General features: G+C 71.2%; 28 protein-coding genes and 2 pseudogenes. 10 read left to right on the plus strand and 20 right to left on the minus strand.

Annotation, left to right across the window (positions count from 1 at the left end; all coding sequences use genetic code 11):
* Positions 1-113: 113 nt before the first annotated feature.
* The 3 genes from VM636_RS16610 to VM636_RS16620 all read right to left on the minus strand — a co-directional run bounded on the left by VM636_RS16610 (position 114) and on the right by VM636_RS16620 (position 4,188).
* On the minus strand, positions 114-1,568 hold the full coding sequence (locus VM636_RS16610; protein WP_338484986.1) for a SpoIIE family protein phosphatase: 1,455 nt from the start codon (positions 1,566-1,568) through the stop codon (positions 114-116).
* A gap of 496 nt (positions 1,569-2,064) precedes the next feature.
* On the minus strand, positions 2,065-3,165 hold the full coding sequence (locus VM636_RS16615; protein ID WP_030419530.1) for a C40 family peptidase: 1,101 nt from the start codon (positions 3,163-3,165) through the stop codon (positions 2,065-2,067).
* A 237-nt stretch (positions 3,166-3,402) separates the two neighbouring features.
* Positions 3,403-4,188 carry a hypothetical protein gene (locus VM636_RS16620; RefSeq protein ID WP_030419529.1) on the minus strand — a complete coding sequence of 262 codons (786 nt, stop codon included), beginning with the start codon at positions 4,186-4,188 and terminating at the stop codon, positions 3,403-3,405.
* A 265-nt stretch (positions 4,189-4,453) separates the two neighbouring features.
* Here VM636_RS16620 and mshA point away from each other — a divergent pair, with 265 nt between their 5' ends.
* A complete protein-coding gene (mshA, locus tag VM636_RS16625) occupies positions 4,454-5,791 on the plus strand; it encodes a D-inositol-3-phosphate glycosyltransferase (RefSeq protein ID WP_030419528.1) in 1,338 nt (445 codons plus the stop codon).
* Complete coding sequence (locus tag VM636_RS16630; RefSeq protein WP_030419527.1) at positions 5,784-6,314, plus strand: YbjN domain-containing protein; 531 nt, start codon at positions 5,784-5,786, stop codon at positions 6,312-6,314. Before mshA ends, VM636_RS16630 begins: the two co-directional genes overlap by 8 nt.
* A gap of 78 nt (positions 6,315-6,392) precedes the next feature.
* Here the strand turns inward: VM636_RS16630 and VM636_RS16635 are convergent, their stop codons facing one another.
* Positions 6,393-7,712 (minus strand): MFS transporter, encoded by a 1,320-nt coding sequence (locus tag VM636_RS16635; RefSeq protein WP_053914008.1) that lies wholly within the window; start codon positions 7,710-7,712, stop codon positions 6,393-6,395.
* Positions 7,713-7,892: 180 nt separating this feature from the next.
* On the opposite strand from VM636_RS16635, the gene VM636_RS16640 reads away from it, so the two are divergent.
* Positions 7,893-8,654, plus strand: a complete 762-nt coding sequence (locus VM636_RS16640) for a phosphoglyceromutase (protein ID WP_030419525.1) — start codon at positions 7,893-7,895, stop codon at positions 8,652-8,654.
* A gap of 100 nt (positions 8,655-8,754) precedes the next feature.
* Here VM636_RS16640 and VM636_RS16645 read toward each other — a convergent pair whose 3' ends face one another.
* The 11 genes from VM636_RS16645 to VM636_RS16695 form a co-directional block, all read right to left on the minus strand.
* Complete coding sequence (locus VM636_RS16645) at positions 8,755-9,249, minus strand: DUF5959 family protein (protein WP_053914009.1); 495 nt, start codon at positions 9,247-9,249, stop codon at positions 8,755-8,757.
* A gap of 56 nt (positions 9,250-9,305) precedes the next feature.
* Positions 9,306-10,547, minus strand: a complete 1,242-nt coding sequence (locus VM636_RS16650; protein ID WP_053914010.1) for a site-specific integrase — start codon at positions 10,545-10,547, stop codon at positions 9,306-9,308.
* Complete coding sequence (locus VM636_RS16655) at positions 10,547-10,786, minus strand: helix-turn-helix domain-containing protein (RefSeq protein ID WP_053914011.1); 240 nt, start codon at positions 10,784-10,786, stop codon at positions 10,547-10,549. Before VM636_RS16655 ends, VM636_RS16650 begins: the two co-directional genes overlap by 1 nt.
* Positions 10,779-12,074 carry a replication initiator gene (locus VM636_RS16660; protein WP_053914012.1) on the minus strand — a complete coding sequence of 432 codons (1,296 nt, stop codon included), beginning with the start codon at positions 12,072-12,074 and terminating at the stop codon, positions 10,779-10,781. The genes VM636_RS16655 and VM636_RS16660 overlap by 8 nt, the downstream gene beginning before the upstream one ends.
* A 153-nt stretch (positions 12,075-12,227) precedes the next feature.
* Positions 12,228-12,473 (minus strand): hypothetical protein, encoded by a 246-nt coding sequence (locus VM636_RS16665; RefSeq protein ID WP_053914013.1) that lies wholly within the window; start codon positions 12,471-12,473, stop codon positions 12,228-12,230.
* Positions 12,474-12,498: 25 nt separating this feature from the next.
* Positions 12,499-12,693, minus strand: coding sequence for a hypothetical protein (locus VM636_RS16670; protein ID WP_053914014.1), 195 nt, complete (start codon positions 12,691-12,693; stop codon positions 12,499-12,501).
* 15 nt (positions 12,694-12,708) lie between these two features.
* Entirely contained in the window at positions 12,709-12,900 is a 192-nt protein-coding gene (locus tag VM636_RS16675) for a mobile element transfer protein (protein ID WP_004986816.1), read from the minus strand.
* A 12-nt stretch (positions 12,901-12,912) separates the two neighbouring features.
* Positions 12,913-13,563, minus strand: coding sequence for a DUF2637 domain-containing protein (locus VM636_RS16680; protein ID WP_053914015.1), 651 nt, complete (start codon positions 13,561-13,563; stop codon positions 12,913-12,915).
* A gap of 88 nt (positions 13,564-13,651) precedes the next feature.
* Complete coding sequence (locus VM636_RS16685; protein ID WP_053914016.1) at positions 13,652-15,028, minus strand: FtsK/SpoIIIE domain-containing protein; 1,377 nt, start codon at positions 15,026-15,028, stop codon at positions 13,652-13,654.
* On the minus strand, positions 15,028-15,384 hold the full coding sequence (locus VM636_RS16690) for a hypothetical protein (protein WP_053914017.1): 357 nt from the start codon (positions 15,382-15,384) through the stop codon (positions 15,028-15,030). The genes VM636_RS16685 and VM636_RS16690 overlap by 1 nt, the downstream gene beginning before the upstream one ends.
* A 155-nt stretch (positions 15,385-15,539) precedes the next feature.
* The gene (locus VM636_RS16695; RefSeq protein WP_053914018.1) at positions 15,540-16,325 is read right to left on the minus strand and encodes a GntR family transcriptional regulator; all 786 of its coding nucleotides are present in this window, start codon (positions 16,323-16,325) and stop codon (positions 15,540-15,542) included.
* Positions 16,326-16,432: 107 nt separating this feature from the next.
* Here VM636_RS16695 and VM636_RS16700 point away from each other — a divergent pair, with 107 nt between their 5' ends.
* Genes VM636_RS16700 through VM636_RS16715 form a run of 4 tightly spaced genes read left to right on the plus strand, consistent with a single transcriptional unit; the run spans position 16,433 to position 18,036 of the window.
* Positions 16,433-16,840 carry an NUDIX hydrolase gene (locus VM636_RS16700; protein ID WP_053914019.1) on the plus strand — a complete coding sequence of 136 codons (408 nt, stop codon included), beginning with the start codon at positions 16,433-16,435 and terminating at the stop codon, positions 16,838-16,840.
* A gap of 46 nt (positions 16,841-16,886) precedes the next feature.
* Positions 16,887-17,321 (plus strand): ATP-binding protein, encoded by a 435-nt coding sequence (locus tag VM636_RS16705; RefSeq protein ID WP_053914020.1) that lies wholly within the window; start codon positions 16,887-16,889, stop codon positions 17,319-17,321.
* Positions 17,315-17,662, plus strand: coding sequence for a hypothetical protein (locus VM636_RS16710; RefSeq protein WP_053914021.1), 348 nt, complete (start codon positions 17,315-17,317; stop codon positions 17,660-17,662). The genes VM636_RS16705 and VM636_RS16710 overlap by 7 nt, the downstream gene beginning before the upstream one ends.
* The gene (locus tag VM636_RS16715) at positions 17,659-18,036 is read left to right on the plus strand and encodes a hypothetical protein (protein WP_053914022.1); all 378 of its coding nucleotides are present in this window, start codon (positions 17,659-17,661) and stop codon (positions 18,034-18,036) included. Before VM636_RS16710 ends, VM636_RS16715 begins: the two co-directional genes overlap by 4 nt.
* Before the next feature lie 355 nt (positions 18,037-18,391).
* Here the strand turns inward: VM636_RS16715 and VM636_RS16720 are convergent, their stop codons facing one another.
* Both VM636_RS16720 and VM636_RS16725 read right to left on the minus strand, forming a co-directional pair.
* Positions 18,392-19,870 (minus strand): hypothetical protein, encoded by a 1,479-nt coding sequence (locus VM636_RS16720; protein WP_159042130.1) that lies wholly within the window; start codon positions 19,868-19,870, stop codon positions 18,392-18,394.
* Positions 19,871-20,566: 696 nt separating this feature from the next.
* Positions 20,567-20,884, minus strand: a pseudogene (locus VM636_RS16725) (ATP-binding protein); the annotation flags it as partial.
* A gap of 177 nt (positions 20,885-21,061) precedes the next feature.
* Here VM636_RS16725 and VM636_RS16730 point away from each other — a divergent pair.
* Positions 21,062-21,820 (plus strand): GntR family transcriptional regulator, encoded by a 759-nt coding sequence (locus tag VM636_RS16730; RefSeq protein ID WP_053914025.1) that lies wholly within the window; start codon positions 21,062-21,064, stop codon positions 21,818-21,820.
* A gap of 50 nt (positions 21,821-21,870) precedes the next feature.
* On the opposite strand, the gene VM636_RS16735 is transcribed toward VM636_RS16730, so the two are convergent.
* The 3 genes from VM636_RS16735 to VM636_RS16745 form a co-directional block, all read right to left on the minus strand.
* Entirely contained in the window at positions 21,871-22,188 is a 318-nt protein-coding gene (locus tag VM636_RS16735) for a hypothetical protein (RefSeq protein ID WP_234340438.1), read from the minus strand.
* A gap of 272 nt (positions 22,189-22,460) precedes the next feature.
* Positions 22,461-22,835, minus strand: a complete 375-nt coding sequence (locus VM636_RS16740; RefSeq protein ID WP_053914026.1) for a transcriptional regulator — start codon at positions 22,833-22,835, stop codon at positions 22,461-22,463.
* On the minus strand, positions 22,832-23,602 hold the full coding sequence (locus VM636_RS16745; RefSeq protein WP_234340439.1) for a hypothetical protein: 771 nt from the start codon (positions 23,600-23,602) through the stop codon (positions 22,832-22,834). Before VM636_RS16745 ends, VM636_RS16740 begins: the two co-directional genes overlap by 4 nt.
* A gap of 481 nt (positions 23,603-24,083) precedes the next feature.
* On the opposite strand from VM636_RS16745, the pseudogene VM636_RS16750 reads away from it, so the two are divergent.
* Positions 24,084-24,368 (plus strand): annotated as a pseudogene (locus VM636_RS16750) (4a-hydroxytetrahydrobiopterin dehydratase).
* A gap of 108 nt (positions 24,369-24,476) precedes the next feature.
* Positions 24,477-24,971, plus strand: a complete 495-nt coding sequence (locus tag VM636_RS16755; protein ID WP_053914028.1) for a hypothetical protein — start codon at positions 24,477-24,479, stop codon at positions 24,969-24,971.
* Positions 24,972-24,983: the final 12 nt, after the last annotated feature.

A 24,983-nucleotide genomic window follows, 5' to 3' on the forward strand; every position in this document is an offset into this window, starting at 1 on the left:
GGACCCCAGCCGTCCGACGGTCCGCCGTGGGCCGGTCCGCCGTCCGCCGCGCCCCCGCTCGGCCGGAGCGCGGGCGGCGGGCGGGCGGCGGGCGTGGTGCGCCGCCGTCCCGCTCAGGGCACCTGGGGCACGCGGTCGAGGAGCAGGACCGCGACGTCGTCCGTCAGCTCCCCGCCGTTGAGGTCGCGGACCTCGTTCACCGCGGTCTGGAGCAACTGCTCGCCCCGCAGCCCGTCGGCGAAGCGGCGGCGCACCATCTCCACCATGCCGTCCTGGCCGAGCCGTTCCCGGCCCTGGCCGACGTGGCCCTCGATCAGGCCGTCGGTGTAGAGCATCAGGCTCCACTCGGCGCCGAGTTCGACCTCGGCCCGCGGCCAGCGGGCCGTCGGCAGCAGGCCGAGCGCCGGGCCGTTCTCGTCGTGGGGGAGCAGCCGGGCGGGCCGGTCCGGTCCCGCGAGCAGCGGCGCCGGATGACCGGCCAGGCAGAGGCCGGCCCGCGTCCCGTCCGGCGAGATGTCCACCGCGCACAGCGTCGCGAAGATCTCCTCGTCCGAGCGCTCGTGCTCCAGCACCTGCTGGAGGGTGGCGAGCAGTTCGTCCCCGCACATCCCGGCCAGGGTCAGCGCCCGCCAGGCGATGCGCAGTTCCACGCCGAGCGCCGCCTCGTCCGGGCCGTGCCCGCAGACGTCGCCGATCATGGCGTGCACGGTTCCGTCCGGGGTGCGGACGACGTCGTAGAAGTCCCCGCCGAGCAGCGCGCGGGAGCGGCCGGGACGGTAGCGGGCGGCGAACCGCAGCGGTGAGCCGTCCAGGAGCGGCGTCGGCAGCAGCCCGCGTTCCAGGCGGGCGTTCTCCTGGGCGTGCAGCCGGCCCTCGGCCAGCCGCCGTTCCGCCCAGTCGGACCGCTTGCGCTCGACGGCGTAGCGGATCGCCCGGCTCAGCAGCCGGCCGTCGAGTTCGTCGCGGAGCAGGTAGTCCTGGGCGCCCACCGCCACCGCCTCCGCGCCGCGCTCGGCGTCGCCGGCCGAGGTGAGCGCGAGCACGGCGTGCCGGGGCGCCAGCTCCAGTACGTGCCTCAGCACGGCCAGCTCGTCGTCGTCCGCCGCGTCGCCGCCACGGGCCGGGCCCGGCAGGGCGAGGTCCAGCAGGATGCAGTGGACGTCGTCGGTCAGCAGCCGCTCGGCCTCGGTGAGGTTGCGGGCGGTACGGACCCGGATCGGCTTGCCGGCCTGGTCGAGCAGGTCGGGCACGATCGGGGAACCGTTCGGATCGTCCTCGATCAGCAGCAGCGTCAGATTGACGGGCGGGGTGGTGTCCGGGTGGTCCGTGGTGTCCTCGCGCTTCTCCGTGGGGGACGCGCTCGGCCCGTCCGGGGCGGCGGGCTCGTGCGCGCCGCCGGCGGCGTCGCGCGGGTCCGTGGTGCTCGCGCACCGGGTGGTGGTGTTCTCGGCCGGGGCGTTCCCCGGGGTGGCCCGCTCCTCGCGGGGGCCGCCGTCCGGAGACGCGGGGGGCGCCTGACCGCACTCGGCGGCCGGGATCGCCCTCTGCCGCGGTACGGGTACGGGCATGATCGTGGGTTTCCTTCCCTCCCCCCGAGGGCACGGTGGGGCGAGGGACCTCGACCCACCGACGGGGACCATAGCGGGTGACGGCACCGGCGCGGAATGGCCGGCCCCGCCGGGCCACGGCACCGGACGCCGTCATATGCGGTGTTCTGTCCCGCAGTTGGGCACGTTGCCGGGGTGCGGGGGATGACGAACGTCACGCGGGGTGGGCGCCGCGCGTGGACTGCGTCACGTGGTCCGGATCTCGCCACCGGGGGTGGGGGTTCGGCCCCGTCACCACGTCGTACGGGCGGGGGCGTGCCCGGGGCCGCCGGGTCGCGGGGGACGGGGCTGCCAGGTGGCGGGGGCGCGCGTGGCCGGGGTCACGGCGCTCGGCGCTCGGCGGGCGGGCGTGGCCGGGGTCACGGCGCCGGGCTTCCCCGCATGCCGTATCCCACGGGCCGCACGACGCAGGCCGTGACCCGCAGGCCGCCCGTCCGCCGTGAGGGCGCCGTCCGGCTCAGCGCTCCGGCCGTACCACCCCGAGGATCGGCATCGTGCCGGCGCCGGCCATCGTCACCGTGCGTCCGGGGCGCGGGGCGTGCACGACCGAGCCGTCGCCGACGTACATGCCGACGTGGCTGGCGTCCTCGAAGTAGATGATCAGGTCGCCGGGGCGCATGTCCTCGACGTCGACGCGCCGCAGTTGCCGCCACTGCTCCTGCGAGGTGCGCGGTATCCCCTGGCCGGCCGCGGCCCACGCCTGCGAGGTGAGGCCGGAGCAGTCGAAGGAGGACGGGCCCGCCGCGCCCCACACGTACGGTTTGCCGATCTGGGCCGTGGCGTACTCCACCGCCTTGCGCCCCCGCTCGGTCGCCTTGCCGCGGAGATCCCCGAGGATGCCGGAGCGGAGCCAGGCGGCCTGGGCCTCGCGCGCGGCCTGCCGTTCCAGTTGGGCGAGGCGCTCCCGCTCCTCCTTCTCCAGCTCCGATTCCAGCTTCTCGGCGGCGGCGACGCGCTTCTCGACCTTCTCGCGGGCGGTCGCCTTCTCCTTGCGGTTGGCCTCCAGCTTCCGGCCCCGGGCGGCGGCGTCGGCCGCGTAGGTCTCCAGGTCCTGCTGGGCGCGGGCGAGTTCGCCGAGCAGGCCCTTGGTGGCGCGCTGGCCCTGCATGACCCGGCCGCCGGCGTCGAGGAACTCCTCCGGGTCCCTGCTCAGCATCAGCTTGGCCTCGTCGGGCAGGCCACCGGTGCGGTACTGGGCGCGGGCGGCGGCACCGGCGCGGTCGCGCAGGCGGTCCAGCCGCTCCTGGCCTCGGGCGGTCTTCTTGGCCAGTTCGGCGATCTCGGCGGACTGCTCGCGGGCCTTCTCCTCCGCCGCGTTGTACTCGTCGGTGGCGGTGGCGGCGGCCCGGTAGAGGGACTCCAGCTCCTTGCGCACCGCCTCCAGGTCGCGGGCCGGGGCGGCGGTGGCGCTCGGGGCCGGCGGTGCCGGTGGGGCGGGTGAGGTGGGTCCGGGGGTGGGAGCGGGGGCCGCGAACGCCGTCCCCGGGGCCGCCAGCAGGGTGACCGCGCAGACCACGGTCACGGCGGCGGCCGTCAACCCGTGCTTGCCCGTACGCATATGGCGCCCCCCACCATCGATGAACCCGTCAGTAACATCGCGTCGCTCGGGGGATCGTGCCACGTCCGGAGCTGAAACGACAGAGGGGGTGCGTCCCTCGCAGGGGGGCGCACGCGACCCGGAGAATCGAGCGGCGGGCCACGGGCCACGGGCGACGGGCGGCGGGCACTACGGGCGGCACGGCAGGCGGCAGGCGGCGAGCCGGGCGAGAGGGGCGAGGGGCGAGGGGGGAGCGGGTCAGCCCCGAGGCGCCAACGCCGCCCAGCGCACCGTCACTTCGCCCTGCCGCCACCGCGCCGGCCCGTCCGCCACCGGCCAGTCGGCGGTAAGGTCCCGCACCGTCCGCAGCCAGCGCTGGCGGGCCCCGTAGGACGCGTACGGCGCGGCGGCGGCCCAGGCGCGGTCGAAATCGCGCAGGAAGGCGTGGACCGGCTCGCCGGGGACGTTGCGGTGGATCAGCGCCTTCGGCAGCCGTTCCGCGAGGTCGGAGGGGCGTTCCAGCGAGCCGAGCCGGGTGGCGAAGGTCACCGTGCGGGGGCCCTCCGGGCCGAGCGCGACCCACACGTGCCGCCGGCCGATCTCGTCGCAGGTGCCCTCGACCAGCAGCCCGCCCCGGGAGTGCTCCGTCGCCGGCGCGAGCCGCGCGCACAGCCGCCGCCAGACCGCGGCGACCTCGGACTCGTCGTACTGGCGCAGGACGTTCGCCGCGCGGATCAGGGCCGGGCGCCGGGTGACCGGGACCTCGAAGCCGCCGTGCCGGAAGACCAGTCCCTCGCGCGCGTACGGGGCGGCGCCCGCGACCCGCTCCGGGTCGATCTCGACACCGACCACGCGGGTGCGCGGCGCGACGGCGCGCAGGCGGTGCAGCAGTTCGACGGCGGTCCAGGGGGCGGCGCCGTAGCCGAGGTCGACGGCGACGGGGTCGTCGGCGCGGCGCAGTTCGGCGCCGTGGACGGCGGCGATCCAGCGGTCCATCCGGCGCAGCCGGTTCGGGTTGGTCGTGCCCCGTGTGACCGTCCCCACCACGGGGGCGCCGCCGCCCGGCCGCAGCAGGGCACGGGGACGGCCGGTGGGGAGGGAGGGCATGCCTACGAGGGTAAGCGGCGCGGCGCGGCGCGCCGGAGCGCGGGCCCCCGCGCACGGAACAGCTCGAACGGTTGATCGACCTTCGTAATGATTCGGCAAAGGCCCGGAAACCGGAAATGGAGCACTGCCATCCGGCGTTCCACTCCTCGGAGGGCCGGGCGGGTCCTCCGACCGGCATGTCCGCAGCGAGGAGGAACGGCTCGTGAGCCAGTACGTCGGCAGGCTCGGGCGTCGCTCACCGGCGGCCTCACCCCTGCGGAGACTGTCCCGCAGGCCCCGCCGCGTGGCCATGCTCTCCGTGCACACCTCACCGCTCCACCAGCCCGGCACCGGCGACGCCGGCGGCATGAACGTCTACATCGTGGAACTCGCCCAGCGCCTCGCCGCCATCAACATCGAGGTCGAGATCTTCACCCGGGCCACCACGGCCGCCCTCCCGCCCAGCGTCGAACTGGCCCCCGGCGTCCTCGTCCGGCACGTCGACGCCGGCCCCTACGAGGGGCTGGCCAAAGAGGACCTCCCGGCCCAGCTCTGCGCCTTCACCCACGGTGTCATGCAGACGTGGGCCGGCCACCGCCCCGGCCACTACGACCTCGTCCACTCCCACTACTGGCTCTCCGGCCACGTCGGCTGGCTCGCCGCCGAACGCTGGGGCGCCCCCCTCGTGCACGCCATGCACACCATGGCCAAGGTCAAGAACGCCAACCTGGCCGAGGGCGACACGCCCGAACCGGCCGCGCGCGTCATCGGGGAGACCCAGATCGTCTCCGCCTCCGACCGCCTCATCGCCAACACCGCCGAAGAGGCCGACGAACTGGTCCGGCACTACGCCGCCGACCCGGCCAAGGTCGCCGTCGTCCACCCGGGCGTCAACCTCGAACGGTTCCGTCCCGCCGACGGCCGCGCCGCCGCCCGCGCCCGCCTCGGCCTCCCGCAGGACGCGCTGATCCCGCTCTTCGCCGGCCGGATACAGCCCCTCAAAGCCCCCGACGTGCTGCTCCGCGCGGTCGCCGTCCTCCTCGACGAACGCCCCGAACTGCGCTCGCGCATCCTCGTCCCCGTCGTCGGCGGCCCCAGCGGCAGCGGCCTCGCCAAACCGGAGGGCCTCCAGAAGCTCGCCGCGCGGCTCGGCATCGCCGACGTCGTCCGTTTCCGCCCGCCGGTCGGGCAGGAACAGCTCGCCGACTGGTTCCGTGCCGCGTCCGTGCTGGTCATGCCCTCCTACAGCGAGTCCTTCGGCCTCGTCGCCATCGAGGCGCAGGCGACCGGCACGCCGGTCCTCGCCGCCGCCGTCGGCGGCCTGCCCGTCGCCGTCCGCGACGGACACACCGGGCGCCTCGTCCACGGCCACGAACCCGGCGCCTACGCGCGCGTACTGGCCGACTTCGCCGACGAGCCGTCGCTCACCGACCGCATGGGCGCCGCCGCCGCACGGCACGCGCGTGCCTTCGGCTGGGACGGCGCCGCCGCCGCCACCGCCGACGTGTACTCGGCCGCGATCCAGTCCCACCGCCGTCGCGTACGCTCGCCCCATGGCTGACGGAGAGAAGGCGGCGGAGGCGGCGCGGACCCTGGAGGGCGCCCTGGGCGACGCCGGTCTGGAGTGGGAGACCACCGAACCCGGGAAGTACGTCGTCACCCTCCCCGGCACCCGGAAGCTGTCGACCACCGTCTCCCTGGTCCTCGGCCGCCACTCCCTCTCCCTGAACGCCTTCGTCGTCCGCCACCCCGACGAGAACGAGCCCGCCGTCCACCGCTGGCTGCTCGAACGCAACCTCAGGCTCTACGGCGTGAGCTACGCCGTCGACCGGCTCGGCGACGTCTACGTCACCGCCAAGCTCCCCCTCTCCGCCGTCGCCCCCGACGAGATCGACCGGCTCCTCGGCCAGGTCCTGGAGGCCGCCGACGGCGCCTTCAACACGCTGCTGGAGATGGGCTTCGCCACCGCCATCCGCAAGGAGCACGCCTGGCGGACCTCGCGCGGCGAGTCGACGCGCAACCTGGAGGCGTTCACCCACCTGATCGAACGCACCGGGACCGACGCGGAGCGCACCGAGGGCTGACACGGGGCGCGGGGAGCGCTGAGGCGGAGCGCACCGACGCGCGGGGAGGGGCTCCGGGGAGGCGCGGGTGGGGGTGCCTCAGGTGGTGCCGACCCCTTCCGCCCGGTCCGCGGTCCCCTCGCCCCCGGCGTCCGCCCCCGGCGTCCCCTTCCCGGTCGGCGCCGCCGGACCCGCCGCCCCCGCGCTCCCCTCCTCCGGCAGCCGCCGCATGAGCAGCGCGTACCCGGCCGCCGCGACCGTGCCGACGAGCGCGCACAGCCCCCACAGCCACTCGGCGCCGTGACGGTCGATGACGAAGCCGGACACCAGCGGGGCGACGAGGGAGGCCACGGCCCAGGACAGGGTGTACATGCCCTGGTAGCGGCCCCGCCCGTGCACCGGCGAGAGCCGGACGACCAGCCCAGTCTGCGTCGGGGCGTTGACGATCTCCGCCAGCGTCCACACGCAGACGGTGAGCGCGAACACGCCGACCGACCCGGCGAACGCGGTGAGCCCGAACCCGTACCCGGCCAGCAGGGCGGAGACGACGAGCAGCCGACGGGGATCGCGGTGCTCGATGAACCGGGTGACCGGGATCTGCAGGACGACGATCAGCACGCCGTTGACGGCGATGGCCATGCCGTAGTCCGCGGGGGTGAACCCGGCCGCGCCCATGGCGACCGGCAGCCCGACCGAACCCTGCTGGAAGATCACGGCGATGAGGAAGGACAGGCCCACCACGCTCATGTAACGGCCGTCGCGCAGCACGGTCCCGAGCGAGACCGGCGCCTGCGCCGCGGCGGAGGCCGGGCCGTCCTCGCGCACCGGACGCGACTCGGGCAGCTTGACGAAGACCAGGATCGCGCAGGCCAGCGTCATCCCGGCCTCCAGCAGGAACCCGGCGAGGTAGCTGACCTCGGCGATGAAACCGGCCGCCATGGAGGACACGGCGAAGCCGAGGTTGATCGCCCAGTAGTTGAGGGAGAAGGCCCGGACGCGGTCCTCGGGCCGCACGATGTCCGCCATCATCGCCTGCACGGCGGGCCGGGAGGCGTTGCTCGCCATGCCGACGAGGAAGGCGACGGACGCGATGGCGACCGGGTCCTGCACGAAGCCGAGCAGCGCGACCGACAGCGCGGTGCCGCTCTGCGCGACGAGCAGCGTGGGCCGCCGGCCGAGCCGGTCGGTCATCACGCCGGCGCCCAGCGACGAGACGACGCCGCCGAGCCCGTGCAGGGCGACGACGAGGCCCGCGTAGGAGGCGGAGTAGCCGCGTTCGAGGGTCAGGTAGAGCGCCATGAAGGTGGCGACGAAGGCGCCGAGCCGGTTGACCAGGGTGCTCGTCCACAGCCACCAGAACGCGCGGGGGAGCCCGGAAACGGACTCGCGTGCGGCGCGTCGCAGACCGGCGACTGACATGGCGGACCCCCGTGGCGTGCGAAACGGCGTGTAAGCGGCTGATGCGGTGATCAGACCTTACGGACGCCGTCCCTCCGGAGGCCAGTCGTTTAGCAACACCCGTCAAACGTCGACGGCCCCGGCGTCCGCCCCTCGGGCGCGGCGCGCGGGCGCCGGGGCGGGTCGATTACGCTCGGGAGCATGGCCGACGCACCGTACAAGCTGATCCTCCTCCGCCACGGCGAGAGCGAGTGGAACGAGAAGAACCTGTTCACCGGCTGGGTGGACGTCAACCTCACCCCGAAGGGCGAGAAGGAGGCGACGCGCGGCGGTGAGCTGCTCAAGGACGCCGGCCTGCTGCCCGACGTGGTCCACACCTCCGTCCAGAAGCGTGCGATCCGCACCGCCCAGCTCGCGCTGGAGAGCGCCGACCGCCTCTGGATCCCCGTCCACCGGAGCTGGCGCCTGAACGAGCGTCACTACGGCGCCCTCCAGGGCAAGGACAAGGCGCAGACCCTCGCGGAGTTCGGCGAAGAGCAGTTCATGCTGTGGCGCCGCTCCTACGACACCCCGCCGCCGGCCCTGGACCGCGACGCCGAGTACTCCCAGTTCTCCGACCCGCGCTACGGCATGCTCCCGCCGGAGCTGCGTCCCCAGACGGAGTGCCTCAAGGACGTCGTCGCCCGGATGCTGCCCTACTGGTTCGACAGCATCGTCCCCGACCTGCTCACCGGCCGCACCGTCCTCGTCGCCGCCCACGGCAACAGCCTCCGCGCCCTGGTCAAGCACCTCGACGGCATCTCCGACGCCGACATCGCGGGCCTGAACATCCCCACGGGCATCCCGCTCTCCTACAACCTGGACGCCGAGTTCCGCCCCCTCAACCCGGGCGGCACCTACCTCGACCCGGACGCCGCGGCAGCGGCGATCGAAGCGGTCAAGAACCAGGGCAAGAAGAAGTAAGCCCGCACGAATAGGCCCCCTACCTGCGGTTTCTTCGCTGGTAGGGGGCTTTGTGTTGTCCGTGGGCCGTCTCTGGGCCGTCCCTTGCTCGGCGGTTCCGTCAGGAGCGGGTGTCACGCCGCCACTCGTAGGCGCCGGGCGACGTCTCGACGACCTCTCTCGGGTAGACCTCGCGTACCCGGGTTAGTAGGTCCCGCTGCTCGTCGACCCATGCCGACGAGAGCACGAACAGCGGGACGGTGACAGTGACCCCTGACGCCGGCCCGTCATGCACGGATACCCAGAGTCCACCGCTCTCGTCGGGCTTGAACTTCATGGAAGGAGTCCGCCCGGATTCGAGCCACATGGCGAACCGACCGGACCCCAGGGCTGCCAAGGCGTCCTCCCAGTCCTCCAGATCTTCAGGGAGGAGAGTCACAGGGAAAGTGGCGTTGACGGATTCCGCCACGATGACGATCTCGCAGTCGAGGAAGTCGTGGCCGGTCAGGATTCCGGGTTGAAAGCGACCCAAGACGCGTACGGAGACACTGTGGCCGCCGGTGCCGGGTGTGTCGGCCAGGTGAATCAGGTTGATGACGCCATCCGTCGACTCCATGGATTCCCTCCCCGAAGTAACCAAGTCCGAGCATCCTGCCGGACCACCCGCGGATCTCACGGTTCGGGGTGCAGAAGCTTCGAATAGACGTCGGACACGGCTCTGCTGGTCCGCTCCCGGCTGGAGGGCATGAGGTGCGCGTACACACGGAGCGTCAGGCCCGGGTCCGAGTGGCCCAGGTACTCGGCGAGGGCCTTGATGTTCTCCCCCGCGTCCAGGAGCACCGAGGCGTAAAAGTGGCGCAGCGCGTGCATGCCGTTCTCGCGTGACTCCGCGTACGGCTGGCCTCGCTTGGGCACGGGGATGACGCCGGCCGCGGCGAGCGCCGGTTTCCATGCCTCCTCGTTGAGCGACGTACGCCAGACGTGCCCGCCGCGCGGCCCGGTGAAGATGAGCCGCTTGGTCACCGGAGGACCGTCGGCCACCTTCCACGGCAAGGTGATCTCGACCGGCGGGAACCGCTTCATGTGCGCCCGGAGGGCATCGGCGACGGGGCCGGGAAGCGGCACGTCCCGCAGCTTGCCGCCCTTCGGCGGCGCGAACACGGCCTTGCTGCGGCTCAGCTTCAGTTGCTGGACCACGTGGAGCGTGTCCGACTCGAAGTCGATCGCGTCGACGGCCACGCCCAGGATCTCGCCCTGGCGGAGCCCGCAGCCGCCGCCCAGGTCGACCATGGCTTGGTAGCGCTCGGGCATGGCGGCCCGGACGGCGAAGACCCGCTCGGGCGTCCAGGGCACGATGCGCTTGTTGTCGACGGTCGGCGGACGGACGGACCGGGCCGCACACGGGTTGCGGGGAAGGTGGCCGTCGTCCACGGCCGCGCTGAGCGCCGCGCGCACGTTGGAGTAGATCGTCCGGGCGTACGACCCACGGACGCCGTTCTCCTGCAACTGCCGCACCCAGTCCCGGATGTGCGCCGGCTGGAAGGAGCCGAGCGGACGCGAGCCGAGGTAGGGGAAGGCGTGCAGCCGGAGTTGCGACTCCATCGAGGCTTGGGTGTTCGGGTCGGCGCCCTGCGTGACGACCCATCGCTCGGCGTACTGCTGGAAGGTGATCCGGGCGGCGCGCGGGTCAATGTACTGCCCGCGCGCCATGTCCGCCTCGATGTGCGCCAGCCACTGATCGGCGAGCCGCTTCTGACGGTCGGGGAAGCTCTTGGACTTCTCCGTGCCGTCCGGACCGACGTAGCGAGCGCGGTAGCGCTGACCGGACCCGTAGCGCTCGGTCTTGACCTTGCGCGCCTTCCCGTCCGGTCCGGTCTCGGTTCTGTACCAGCGGTCCTGGATGTGTCCGGCCATCAGGCGGCAGCCTCTTCCCGCAGGGACTCGACCCAGGCTTGGACGTCCGCAGGGTCATAGCGCAGGTGTCGGCCGACCCGGAAGCCACGGGGACCGGTGCGCTTGCGGCGCCACTGGTAGACCGTCTCGACGCTGGGCAGGTCGAACATCGCCACCAGGTCGTCAGGAGTCAGGTACCGCGACGGCAGACCACGCGGCTCGGAAGCCGCTTCTGCGACAGCGAGGCGACGGCTACCCATGGGTGGGCTCTCCTTCCGTTCCGGGGGCGGGTTCAAGGGTTTCGGCGAGCCAGGCTTCGGCGTCGGTGAGGCCGGTCCCGGCGTAGACCCAGTGCGCGAGGACGAGGGTCGTGTCCGGGCCGGTCTCGGCCGCTGCCAGGGCCTGTGCGCGGCGCCATGCGGCGCGGGCGTCGCGGAGGGCGCCGAGGGTGGTGGAGTAGCGGCGGGACTTGGTGGAGAAGTGGCCGCGGAAGCCGAGCATGTGGGCCCAGGCCCGCAGGCGGAGGTGTTCGAGGTCCTTGCGGGCGCCGAGGGTCCAGGCGGTGCGGATGAGCCGGCGGGCGTGGTCGCCGATGTCGAGGTGGGCGAGTTCGGCGAGGAACTTCAGCGGACGGTCCAGAGCTCCCGTGGCGGTCTCGGCGCCCTTGGTGGCGTACTTGGCGATGTAGGCGGCGACGGCCCGTTCGGTCAGTTCCTGGCCGCCGTCGAAGTCGGCCGAGCGGATGGTGCGGACGTCGAGCTGACGGCCGAAGGCGAAGGCGTGGGCCCGGCCGTCGATGACCGGGCCGTCCACGCGGGCGGCGGCAGCGGCGGCCCGGATGGCGTCGGTCAGCAGCTCTGCGGTGGCCCAGGCGGGAGGCGGGGTGTCGCCGCCCTCGGGGCCGTCGATGCGGATGACGGCGTGGAAGTGGACGGCCCCGCGCTTCTGGTACTCGGCGACCTTGGCGAAGGACACCCGGGCGTACTCGCGGAAGGCCCGCTGCGTGAGGCCGGCGCGCTTGGCGACCTCCCGGCGCAGGTAGATGGAGAAGCGCCGCCACAGCGGACCGGCGTGCGCGTTCCAGAGCACGGCCGCTTCGTAGTCGTAGGTGTCCGGGTCGAGCGGGGTGCCGAGGGCGGAGTCGTCCTGGTCGTGGAGCTCGCCGCAGCGGCAGCGGCGGACCGATCCGGCCGGGCCGGTGGGGCGGTTGTGGATCGGGCCGAAGCTCGGGGCGGTGAAGGTGGCGAAGACGCGCGGGTGGGCGGCGACGCGTTCGGGGACGCCCTTGCCGCCGCGCAGGCCGGAGGTGATCAGGTGGAAGGTGTCGCGGCGGTACACCTCGGCGCAGGCTGCGCAGCGGGTCGTGCGGCGGTTGTTGCAGCGGACCAGGAGGTGACCGGCCGGGAGGCTGGAGGAGTCGAGGTGGTGGAGGACGTTGCCGATCTCGCCGGTGCGGGTGTCAACGTCGTACTCGGTGCGGTGGCCGTCGAGGCGGATCGGGTGCGTGCAGCCGCCGAGGCCGGAGAGTTGGCGCAGGAGTGCGGGCATGGTGCCGAGGGCGGCCAGTTCGCCGAGTTCGTGGAGTGGGGGCGGAGTGGCGCGGGTGATGATGGCCTTCTCCTTCTGGTTTGGCTGGAGGGAGACGGCCCCCGGGGCGGCGGATGCTTGGCGGTATCGAGGCCGCCCCGGGGGTCCGGTGTGTCAGCGGCGGTGCTGGTCGCGGAGCAGCGAGCGCAGGACCACGGCGGCGACGGCCACGGAGACGGCCGTGACGGCGACGGCGGCCAGGAGCGCGGTCAGCACGACGCCGCCGACGAGGACGGCCGCGACCGCTCCGGTGCTGACGGAGATCTGCGGGGCCGGCCGCCGCGCGGGCACCTGATCGGCCACGGTGTGGGTGTGCGCGGGCGGGGGCGTCGGGCTGTCGGGGTACTTGGGCAGGAACACGGCGAAGCTCTCCTTACCTACTCGTCTAGTCATGTGAGCCGTTGACGATGTCCACGCCGGAGCGCGTGCCGGACTCGATGGCCGGGGCCAGGAAGGTGTCCGAGAGCCAGAAGCCGAAGAGGGCGATCAGGACGAAGATCCACGTGCGGACGCCGAGGAACTTGACCGCTCCCCAGGCGAAGAAGCCGAGGAGGACGACGAGCGGCAGGCTGACGGTCACGGTGTGCGGGTCCTTTCAGCGGACGGGGCAACGGTGGGTACGGGCGGCCAGTTCGGCGGCGGCGCGGCTGTCGTAGTCGGCGGAGAAGCCGCAGCGCGGGGCCGTGCAGGCAGCGGTGTGCTTCTCCCGGCCACGACCGTCGTAGGACGTGCCGACCTGGACGGGGCCGATGCGGGTGACGGAGCGGAAGCGGCGGTTGGCGCTCACGTGGGTCTCCTTTCAGAGCTGGGCGGCGATGGCGTCGGCCATGGGTGGCGGGACGCCGAGGCGGGCGCGCAGGGTCGGGGTGTCGATGGCCGTTCCGGTGCGGGCGTGGTGCTCGGCGGCGACTTTGCGGGCGTGCTCGACCAGGGCGGCCGGGACGGCGACCGGAGGCGGGGCCGGAGGTGGAACCGGTGCCGACTCGGCCGCCGGCGGTTCCGGAGCGGGATCGGGCGCGTCCTCCTGGTCCTCGATGTCCTCGGGCGCCTCCTGGCCCACGGCATCACTGGGCTCGTCATGCGTGGTCGGCGACGAGTGGACCAGGAGGGTTCCGCCGAGGAAGGCGACCGCGGGCCAGCCCGCGACGAGGATGCGAAGCCAGGCCGGCACGTGGTCCAGGTCGAGCAGCCCGGCGGTGGCGACGTTCGCGCCCAGCGACGCGGCGAGGGCGATCAGGAACCAGCACCACCCGGCCGCTTTCGCCTCGCCGGACCGCAGACGGCGCCAGGCGGCGACGAGCAGCAGGTCGACGGAGACGGGATAGGCCCACGCCTTCCACCCGTCCTGTCCGGCCGCCGAGGCGACGTCGTGCAGGTGGGCGAAGGACAACGCGGCGGCGATGACCGCTTGGACGAGCACCGCATCGACACGGGCCAGGTAGGCACGCATGCTGCGGCTCCTTCCGAATTCGGGCATGAGAGGGGTAGGGACATGGCGTGAGGCGGTCACGCCGACCGGGGATAAGCGGGGACGCGGGTCAGTCGGTCACCGGTCGAGGCCGCAGGACCGGGCTCGGTGTCTCAGCAGGCTGTAGGGGCGCGTCGGGCCGGAAGGGCTTGAGCGCGGGCAGGTCGGGGACCAGGTGGGCCGACTCGCGGCAGGTCTCGGCGGCGTCGCCGAGGGAGAGGTACGGCGTGCGGATGCGGGACCAGCCGCCGGAGGTGTCACCGGCCACGGCGAGGCCGGGCCGTTCGGGGGCGATGGCGCAGGCCGCGGAGACCGCCTCGGGGGCGATGTCGCCGAGTGCCATCTTGGCGGAGGCTTCGTCGTTGACGCGGTGGCAGACGCGGCCGGTCAACTGTGCCCGCAGCATGGTCGCGCCCTTGCCGAGTTCGGCGCCGAAGCGCTGTCCGCAGACCTCCAGGTAGATGCCGGCGGCCCGGCCGAGCTGGGCGAGCCGGATGAGTTGGGTGACCATTTCGTCCCGGCGTTCCTCGTCCTTCCTCGTGGCGACGAGGAAGAGTTCGGCCACCTCGTCGACGAACAGCACGACGGGCACCGGGCGTTCGTGCTCGGGCAGACCCCAGATGTCAGAGGTGATCTCCTCGTCCGGCGTGCTCGGCGTGATGCCCTGCCGGGCCTTGAGCAGGTCGTACCGGTCCTCCATTTCCCTGATGAGCACGGGCAGCAGTTCGGCGGCCTGTTCCGGGTCGGTGGCGAGCGCCGACAGGCGCGGGGCGAAGGGCGCCAGTTCCACGCCCCGCTTGCAGTCGATGCCGACCAGGGCGACGGGTTGGCGGGCGAGGCCGGCGACGAGGTGACGCAGGTACATGGACTTGCCGGACAGCGTGGCGCCGAGGGTGAGTTGGTGCGGCACGGTGCGGTAGTCGCGTACGAACGGAGTGGCGTCCTCGCGCAGCGCGACCGGCACCCGGAGCAGGCCCGGGCGGAGCTTGCGCGGCATGCGCACCCGCCGCAGCACGTCGAAGCCGACGAGACGCAGTTCGACCACGCCCGGCTTGATCGTGGTCACGTAGACGGCGTGGACGCCCCAGGCGTGCCGCAGCCGTTCGGCGGAGGCGGCCACGTCGGCGGGTTCCTGTCCCGGGGCGAGCCGTAGGCGAACCCGCAGCCCCGTCGTGGTCGGCCGGATGATCCCCCGGCGCGGCGGTACGGGCCGGACCTCACGGCGGGTGGTGGCCTTGACCGCCAGGACCCGCAGCCGGGAGGGGGCCACGGTCAGCCCGCACGCCTCCATGACGGAGCCGTAGGAGCTGAGCAGCCGGACCGTGGACACCGGTAAGCCGACCGTGGACCAGTAGACGCCGGGGTGTCGCGCCCGGGCGTAGGCGGCCCCACCGCCGAGCGCGGCGACGGGACCACCCACCTCCAGAAGCGTTGCCAGGTCGGTCATCAGGCCGACGCCCCCACGGCGGCCGGGAAGGCGGCCGGAGTAACGGCGGCGGCCCGGAAGGCGATGCCGTGCCGCTGCTGGCCGTTGAAGACGCTCTCCCACGGCCGGGCGATCAGGCCCGGCAGGGAGACCGGGGCACCGAGGGCGAGCCCTTCCGACACCCCGCTCTCCGGGACGGTCACCTTGATCAGGGACGACTCCCCCTCCTCGATGTACACGACGCCGATGGTCATCAGCGCCTCACCGCTGATGGCGTCCTTCGCGATCTCGCCCGACTGCCGGTCGCGGACCTTAGGCTCGGGCGCCTCGGTCAGCAGGATCGTCGCGGCCGAGGTCTCCACACGGATGGTGCGCAAGGCTTCTTCCCATCTACTCGTCTAGACAAGATGCATCCTTCGAACCCGACGACGCCGGGAACGGGATTACCTTGCCACACAACTTGCCCACTCGTCTATACGAGTATGCGTGTCGGTGTGTACGAGTCCGGAGAAGTGGCCTCGCGCACCGCCGATCAGGTCGCCGGAAGCTGGTAGGAGAGGACGTAGGCGTCGGCCGCCATCACCGTGTCGCAGACCTCCACGGCCCGTCCCGAAGTGTCGAAGGCGGTACGGATCAGGTGGATCACCGGCACGCCGGAGGCCAGTTGGAGCGTCTTCACCTCGGACGGCGAGGGCATCCGGGCCCGGATCTCCTCCTCGAAGTGGTCGAGCTGGTGGCCCAGTTCCTCGAGACGGGCGTAGATGCCGCCGGGGCCCGGGTTGGGCTCGGCGATCTGCGTACCGCGGGCGATGTCGAGCGGGAGGTAGGACGTGGCGAACTCGACCGGCCGGCCGTCGAGCAGGTACCGGCGACGCCGGGCCAGCACGCGCCGCACGGAGCCGAGCCGGGTGGAGATGTCCTGACTGGCCTTCTCCTCCTTCACCTCCAGGCTGTCCACAGTGGGGTGACTGCCGGCGGCATCGGCCTCCACGATGAACGCGGACTTGCCCTGCTCGCGGTGGCGCCGGGCGAACCGGTCGGAGGCGAGGCGGCGCACCGGAGGCCGGGGCCGGACGAAGACGCCCCGGCCGTGCTCGGCATGCACCAGGCCCTCGCCCTGGAGAATCGAGAAGGAGTTCCGGACCGTCATCCGGGACACCCCGTAGTGCTCGACCAGCTCAGCTTCAGAGGGCAGCTTCTCTCCCTCCTTGAATCGCCCACGGTCGATGGCCTCGCGCAGCTGGTCGGCGATCTGCCGGAAGACGGCACGATCACTGGTCGGGTCGAGGCCGCCGAGAATGCTCGGTAGAGACGTCACGCGTACTCCTTTAGGTATCTAGACGAGTGGGCGAGTCTTGTTGCTACGGTGGAGAGCCTAGCCAGCCGAGAGGGCCGAGGAACGTGAGCACAGAACGCCCGCACTCCGTGAGCGTCGCCGGGGTCATCGTCGATGACCAAGGCCGGGCCCTCCTGATCAAGCGCCGCGACAACGGCCACTGGGAACCGCCGGGCGGAGTCCTCGAACGCGAGGAAACCATCCCCGAGGCACTTCAGCGCGAAGTCCTCGAAGAAACCGGCATCAAGATCGAGCTTCCCGCGACCCTGACCGGCGTCTACAAGAACATGACGGGCCTGATCGTCTCCCTCGTCTTCCGCTGCCAGGCGGCCGACGGTACTCCCACCACGGGGGACGAGACCCGCGCACTGCGCTGGGCCACCCGCGAAGAAGTCATCGAACTCGCCGACGAGGCATACGCGATCCGCGTCCTCGACGCACTCGACGCGGCATCCCCGCCGGCCGTCCGCGCCCACGACGGCGTGAAACTCGTCTAGTCCGAACCCGCTGCACATGGCGGCCTACCAGCATGAAGGAACTTGTATGCACGAGTATACGAGTAGCGCCCGGGTCTGGGGGCTCAGTTGCCCAGGTTTTCCGGAAGAGGTCAGCAGGGCCCGCCGCTGGACCCGCGACATCCTGCGGGGATCGCCGTTGGCGGAGGACGCCGAGCTGATCGTCAGCGAGCTGAGCGCGAACGCGATCCTCCACACGGCCAGCGGCCAGCAGGCGGGCATCTTTCACCTGGCCTTGGCGGTCTCCGCGCAAGTGATCGCGCTCTCGGTCACGGACGACGGAGGCACTGGCACGGCCCCGAAGGTCGAGCACCAGGACCAGGACGCCGAACACGGCCGAGGCTTGGATCTGGTCAGTGTTCTCGCGCATCGGGTCATCGTCCACCGCAGCCAGGCCGGCCACACCGTCACCGCGGAACTGTTCGCCGCACCGCGAGGATCGGCAGGAGGACACCCGTGCTGACGTACACGCATCCCGAGACACCGGACGTGGACAGCCGGCCTCGCCTCTACCAGTGCCAGGCCGTCGCCTACCCCCTGGATGAAGTGCGCTCGATCCCGCTGGGATCACACGATGCAGCCAGCCCGCGCCTGGCCCTGCGCTGGTTACAAGAGCGCACCCGCCACATCACCGACCAACTCGACACCGCGTACGCACGGCCGGGACTGCACTGGCTGACGGACGAGGCGGAGCGTGAACGCGCCCTCGCCTACATGACCAGAGGCACGGGCTACCACCTCACCCTCTACGACGAGGGCACTCGCTACGTGCTCGCGGTCTACCCACCAGGAACGACCTCATGAGCGCGCCCACCCGCGGCTACTGGTGCGAGTGCTGGACCGAAGACCTGACCTCTGCGGAAGGGTCAGCGCTCCGAGCTTCCTTCGACGCCCACTCGGCACCGCAGGCGGACCGCTGGATAGCAGTCGCGCTCCGCACCATCTCACCAGCGCTCGACCCCGACGCATCGGACGAGGCGTGGGCATGGCTGTACGAGGGGCGAGTCGAGACCAGGCAGGCTCTCCTGCGCTCGGAACCCTGCACAGTGACGGTCACGCACGCCAGCACCCGCATCACATGGACGGTCCGCCCAGCTCTCTTCCTGCCGCTCGTACACCGAGGAGGAGCCGAACTCCCGGCCTGTGCGTACGACTTCAAACGCTACGCCGCAGACTGAGTTACAACTTTCTCTACTGGTTCAAGGCGGCTCGCTCCGCTCACCGCGCGCGGCCCGGCCCCCGGCCGGGCCTGCGCTCCTGTCTCCGCCCCGCTCCAGCCCGGCCGGCGCCCGTGCCGCGCGCACAGCAATTAGCCGCTCTTGCCGTCAGAGAAGGGGCACGTCGTGGCTGGGGCGGTCGGCTCCACGGCTTTAGGCAGCCACTTTGACGCGAGCCTCGAAGATCATGGCCCCAACGTCGTGCTTTACCGGGCAGGTGCACAGACTGCCCGACGCGCCGGAAGCTTACGGGGCCATGATCACTCGCGCCAAAGCAGCTCCAGCCCAAAGCCGCTCCACCAACCTTGCGGCAGGCTTACTCAACGTACCCCAATTCTCTGGCATAATTCTGGAGCTTACCTAGAATGTAAGCGGCGATTGCCGCGCGATTCTTATTCGTCAAGTAGTCCCCAGACCTCCAGGTGTATTCGATACATACCGCTTCATTATTTAGCACGAAGGAAGTGTCGGGAATCAGTGGAGTGAAGCTCATTTTTTCTTCGGCCTTGAACTCGCTCGCCTCCATCCCGTTGATCTCGACGAACACCTTAATAGCCTCAAGGACAGCCTTATTAAGCTCCTTATCCGCGCCGTGAGTGAAGCCTCGTTCCGCCAGCAGATCGAAGGCTGGTGACGATACGCTAGATGGCGTTCCTCGGGTCTCGTAAGTGGACGTAGCTGTGCCCAGCAGGTACTTCCCGAAATCGCTTCGCTTTATGTTGCGAGCGATCGAGGCTGCGCCCTTGTCTGAGACGTCAAGACTCTCCAGTGGCTCCTTCACGTCTTCCGGACCAAAGCGGCGAAGAATTGGAATAGTGACAGCAGGAGGTAGCCCAAAAACCCGTGCATCCAACTGAACAATCATCTGGGTGAGAAGTCCGCGACGGTCTGCCCACCATTTTCCGATGACACTTGCAGGCGTGGCAGCCAGCAGCGCATTACCATCAACGAAGCCGAATCGGCTGCTGTTGGTCAAGTGCATGAGTACGCCTGGGTCCGTGCTGGCAGACACAACCACGACGGCCATTCGAATAGGAAGTCGCGTACGTTGAAGGATGTCTAGACGGTTCCTCGTGAAGTCGTCAGAAATGGCCCGGAGGTAGTCGCCGAGCGTGTCAAATTCCTCCGGAGTGTAGTCCCGGGGGTCAACCCCCAGCAGCTCCAGCGATTCAACATTATTCGACAGTTGCAGAGTATTCGTAGCGATCGGCACCCACGCGTCTCGATGTGGACCTTCCACGTGAAGCGGAAGAGGAATGGGTGGGCGCCCTGCGATCCGCTCATAATCGGCCGACATGGATTTCGCCATTTCCTCCGACGTTTCCGGCCAGCAGAGGATCACTTTGCGGCCGAGTGGATCGCGCAGGAAGCGCTTGATTGCTGCGAGCTCAGTCGTGTCAGCTGGTGCACTTTCCCGGTGATCGACGAGCAACGGAATGATGCGCTCATCGTTAGCTGCCCTCGAACGGACAGCTTCTGCGACCGCCGCCTTGAGTTCATCAAAACTGACTGCACCGTTATGTTGAAAAGTGGCAGAGAACTGAGAGGGAAGGAAAGTTCGCAAATTACTGGAAAGGGTAGTCTTTCCCGTCCCGGAGAGCGCATACATCGGAACGAACAAGCCTTCACCGCGTGCGCGAATACTTTGCGCCGCTAGTTCAATTGAATAAAGCGTTTCTGAAGGGGGAGCAACAACCAATCGGGCGACCTCGGAGCCCACATGTTCAATAAGGAATTCGTACCGAGCCGGAAAGACAAGCTCCTTCAGAATGTGAGTGTTAGAGGAAGACGTCATGTGTACGCCCTTCAGGTACGTAACAGGCCGGGAAACTGTGGCAGGAATGAGGGTACTCTCACCTGCCCACTCCGGGTGCCTGTTCAGGACACGCAGTCCTTCCCCGCCAGAGAGCACGGTTCAGCGCCGACTGGCCGCCGACGCCAAGGACCGGGCCGTACGAGTGGCCGTCGCTCTGCCCTCAACCGTTCACCCAGTTCGGGGCCCAAATCCCCCTGGGAGGATCGCAGCCAACCAAGCTTGGGCTCGGGCGCCGTCGCCATGTGCCGGCTCTCGCGGGCTTGCTCCGGTCGACGGCATTGGCAGCGTGGCTGAGGCCGGTGGGGGGCAGCGAGGCACACGCGCGCCTGGCCGGTCGACGCACCCGCCGTCGTGGCTGATTGGCGTCGGCTGAGGTTCAGACGGGGGGCGAACGAGGGCGCCGACAGTCAGCCAGGTGCGGCAGGGCTGGACCGTCCCTGGGCCGTCCGAGGACGCTCGACAGTGGCCAATGACGACCACCGACGACCACCAGGCGCACGAGCCCAGCGCCCCCGACCAGCAAAAACCCAGCTCACCAAGATCCCCGACAAGACCCAGGGCAAGAAGAAGTAGCGCTCGTCTGAAGCCCCCGCCCCGCGGTTTCTCTGCGGGGGCGGGGGCTTCTTGGTGGGACCAGGCCGCGTTCCGTGTGGTGTCTGTGTGGTCGGGTCGCGTTCAGGATGGCCAGGCGTGGGCCATTTCGAAGGAGACCATCATTCCGCCGAATCGGCTGGGACCGAAGTGCCACGAGTCGGCGATGGAGTCGACCAAGGGCAGCCCGCGCCCGTGGGTGTCCTCGGAGCCGGGACGCCTCAGCCGGACGTTCGCCGGCAGCCCGGCACCGTGGACCTCGACGCGGAGGGACGCCCCCTCGCGGAACCACTCCAGTCGGACGACCCAGGGGTCGTCCGACGTGCCATGGAAGATGGCGTTGGTCACCAGTTCTGAGATCCACAGCACACAGTCGTCGACCGAGCAGGCGGGGCTGTACGGCGTGGTCGTCATGCAGCACCCCTCACCGCTCACCGTGGAGGCCGCCAGCGCAACCTCTAGAGATCAAGCGCAGCGCCCGAAGGGGGCTCCAGGGCGGGCGTCGTCGCTACACCCAGCGAGCGAATGCCCAACCTGTGGCCTAAGGTGTCTAGAGAGGAATGGGAGGAGATCCACGGGATGGCCAACACCGAAGATGACCGTCGGCCCAAGTACCAACGGATCGCGGACACCTTGCGACAGGCGATCCAGTCGGGTGAGTACGGTCCTGGTGATCGGCTTCCGGGAGAGAACGACCTGATGGCCGTTCACGGCGTGGCCCGCATGACCGCCCGCCAAGCCTTGAGCGTTCTCCGGGACGAAGGCATCGCCGAAGCCCGAAAGGGTGCCGGCGTGTTCGTCCGGGCGTTCCGCCCGCTTCGGCGCCGAGGGATTCAGCGGCTGGCTCGCCAGCAATGGGGTAATGGCCGGTCCATCTGGTCGGCGGACATCGAGGACCGCGGGCTCGAGGTGGACCAGGTCGCCGTGTCCGAGGAGTCCGCGCCCGACAGCGTCGGCAGGGTCCTGGACCTGGCCGACGGCGAGACGGTGTGCGTGCGGCGCCGGCGCTTCGTCCTGGACGGTAAGCCTGTCCTGCTCGCCACGAGCTATCTGCCCCTGTCCCTGGTCGCCGGATCCGCGGTCACCCAGGAGGACACCGGCCAGGGCGGAACGTACGCGAGGCTCGCCGAACTCGGCTGCGAGCCGGCGCACTTCCGCGAAGAGATCCGCTCACGTATGCCGTCGCAGGCCGAGGCGCGCCAGTTGAGCATGTCCGCGGGCACCCCGGTCATCCTCATCTGCCGCACCGCGTTCACGGAGGAAGGCCGCCCCGTCGAGGTCAACGAAATGACCCTGGACGCCGCGTCGTACATCCTGGAATACGACTTCGACGCCTGAGCCCTGCCGCAGCCGGGACGCCAGGGGCCGCGTCCGCTCACGTGCCGGCGCTAACGACGGCGCATGGATGGGCCGGCACGGTGGGTGTTTCCCATGAGCAGGTCCGCCTTGGCCGCTTTGTGGAAGTCGTTGAGTGCGTGGATGACCGCAAGGCGGGCCTCCTCCGGGGTGCCGTCCGTACCCTCGGGGTCGCGGGCCTGCCGGAGGACAGCCCAAGTCCGCTCGTTGACCCGATTGGCGATCCTCGCCGCGTCCTCGTCGGCCAGGAGGACCAGCCCTTCGAAGAGGACGGACCGCTTGGACTCCGCGGCTTCCATGGCGGCGAGCCCGGGGGTGCGGTCCTCCCCGGCTTCCCGTGCCGCGAACACGACCCTGGCGGCCCGCAGTACTCGATGTAGGCGTCGAGCTTGCGTTCGTCCCAGCGCGCGGCCATCTCCCGTCTGAACTTGGCGCGTTCCGCCATGGAGGACGCCAGGAAGGAGGCCAGGGCGCCGACGAGGACGCCGGCCAGGGTGATGATCTGAGTGGCCATGGCGGGCAGGTTCTCGCCCGGGTTCGGCCCGTCGCCGATCGGCGAACGGGCCGTCGCCCGCCGCCCCTTCGAGCTCGCCGGCCCGAACGCTCACGCAGGGCAGCGTGATCAGGTGCCGGGTGGGCCGGGAGGGGGGCGCGGGGTTTCCAGGCGGCGTACCAGGGCGCGCAGGGCGCGGAGTTCGGCGTCCAGCGCCTGCGCGCCGTCGCGGGTGAGGGAGACCCACGTCCGGGGGCGCCGGCCCGAGTAGCCCTTCTCCAGGGTGATCAGCGCCGATTCCTCCAGCACCTTCAGATGCCGGGAGAGGTTGCCGTCGGTGAGGGCCAATTGCTCCTTCAGGAAGCCGAACTCGACGCGCTCGGCCTCTCTGGCGATGGTGAGGATGCCGAGCCGTACGCGCTGGTGGACGGTGTCGTCCAGGGACCGGGTCGGATGGAGGTCTTCTCCTTCGTCGCTCGCGGCGGTCGCGTCTGCGGCGCTCATGGGACAACCGTACCCGCGTCGGCGCAGCGGGCCGTGGCCCGATACCGGGCCGCGGACCGTTCCGCCAGGCCGGCGACGAGCAGGAGTGCGGCGAGCAGCAGCGCCTTGGCCTGCGGCCCGTCGGTCCAGCCGGGCTGGGCGGGGTGCCGCCAGGGGAGCCATCCGCTGCCCCAGGAAGCACCGAGGTAGCCGGTGAGCAGCAGGGCGTGGGCAGCGCCGGCGGCCGCGGCGATCCGGCTGCGTTCGGCCACGCCGAGGGCGAGCAGCCCGATGCCGACGAGGTACCAGGGGGAGGCGTACCTGTTCTCCAGCAGGTCGGCCGTCCACGGCCGGGGCCGGCCGAACACGAAGGTCGCCAGGGCCGTGGTAGTGAGAGCGGTGGTCACGACGGTCGCGCGGATCCACACGCCGCGCCGGGGAACGATCCCCCTGGCCTCGCCGCGCAGGCGGTACCAGCGGGCGAAGACGAACCATGCCAGCGGCAGGAGTACGAACCACACGCCCCAGGCCGTGAACCGCGGGAAGGCGCCGTCGAACTCGCCCGCCAGGCAGGGAGTGCCCGGCTCGTGGACCACGCACAGGCCGGTCAACTCGGCGTAGGCGAAGGCGGGGTAGGAGGCGACGTTGCGGCCGTGCGCTCCGAAGTTGAAGGCGTACCGGGCCACCGGGACCGCCGCCAGGGCGAGGAGGCCGAAGCCGAGGAGGGCGACCTCCGCGCCGTGCGTCTGGGCCCGGGTCCTGGCCCGTAGCCCTTCGGCCGCCGCCAACAGGCCCGCAGCGTACGCCCTCGGCTCGTGATCCGCGCTGTTCAGTGACGGTGTTCCCACGCTGTCCCCCTGGGTTCGTGCGCTGGCGGAGCCGACGAGCGGGCCGCCGGTGTCCGACCCGCCATGTACTTTGCAGCACAAAGTACATGGCGGGCAAGAGTAAAGGGAGCCGTGCCGTCGGTTACCCGCCACGTGGTCGGCGAGTCGTCGCGCACGGCGCCCTACGTCGGACCCGGGCCGCCCGGATACGCGGGTGAAGGGCTCCGTCCGCGACCCGGCACGGGGATCACCTGCCCGACCGTGCGGAGCGTCGTGGGCACCGCCGCGGAGTCGGGGTCGGCTCGCCTTCGCGGAGGACTCGGCGCGTTCCGGCGGGCGACGCGCCCGTGGTCGGATGCGCCCGTCGGGCAGGCCGCGCGCGGTGTTGGCTCGGGTGGGCGAGGGGGTCGGGCAGGGCTGAGCACCCGTGCCGCTGACCGAGATCGAGGTGGCGCTGTGGTGACGTGCCCGGTCGGCGCCGGGAAGGGGGGCGAGATCACCCGGGCCTTCGGTATCCGCCACCACGGGGCGTCGTGCTGAGCGCGCATGTCGCCGATGTCGAGCGGCTCATCGGCCACCACGCCGACATCGACCTGCGGGGGAGCGCGTCCGGTTCGGCGTCACCACGCACGACGCCGGGCACCGGCTGACGGCCGCCGACTCCGGTCTGGCGCACCGCGTCGATACCCTCGCCCAGGCTCATGGCGTGGAGCCGTACGCCGTCTGACCAGCGGGAACGGGCCGTCGAGGGGCCGGCGGGCCCGCTGCTGTGGCCCGGTTGTCAGTGCCCTCTGCTCTACTTCAGGGCAGGTGGCGGTGGGTGAGGGGGGCCGGGATGGGTGTGCTGTACGACTACTTTCGCGCGGGGGACCATGCCGCGGCGGTGGAGCTGGGCATCGGGCCCGGCGGTGACTGGCGGGCAGGCCGGTCGCTGGAGGAGGCCGGGGCGGACCGGGTCGACGCGAAGAACCTGGACCCGGTCGTCGTGCTGGGTCAACTGGTCGCCTACGCCGAGGGTGTTCCCTTCGGTGACCTGCCGGACGGCCCGGTACTGGTCTGGCCCGGGGAACCGCACCCCCGGGGCGAGGTCGAGCCCGGTTCGCCGTGGGACACGGGGCTGATACTCCAGCATGTCCCCGACCGCTGGCGGGACGTTCTCGCCGCCCTGCCCGAGGACGCGATACCGACGGTCGCCGCCCGGTGGTGCGGGATCGAGGAGGCCGATTTCGCCGGCCCCCTCGACGCGGAGAGGACCGTCGCCCAGTTCACCGGCCTGGCTCGCCGGGCACGGCGGGCGGGGGTCCGCCTCTACTGCCGGTGCAGCGTGTGACCGTCCCGCGTC

The organism is Streptomyces sp. SCSIO 75703 (assembly GCF_036607905.1).
Classification (GTDB): Bacteria; Actinomycetota; Actinomycetes; order Streptomycetales; family Streptomycetaceae; genus Streptomyces.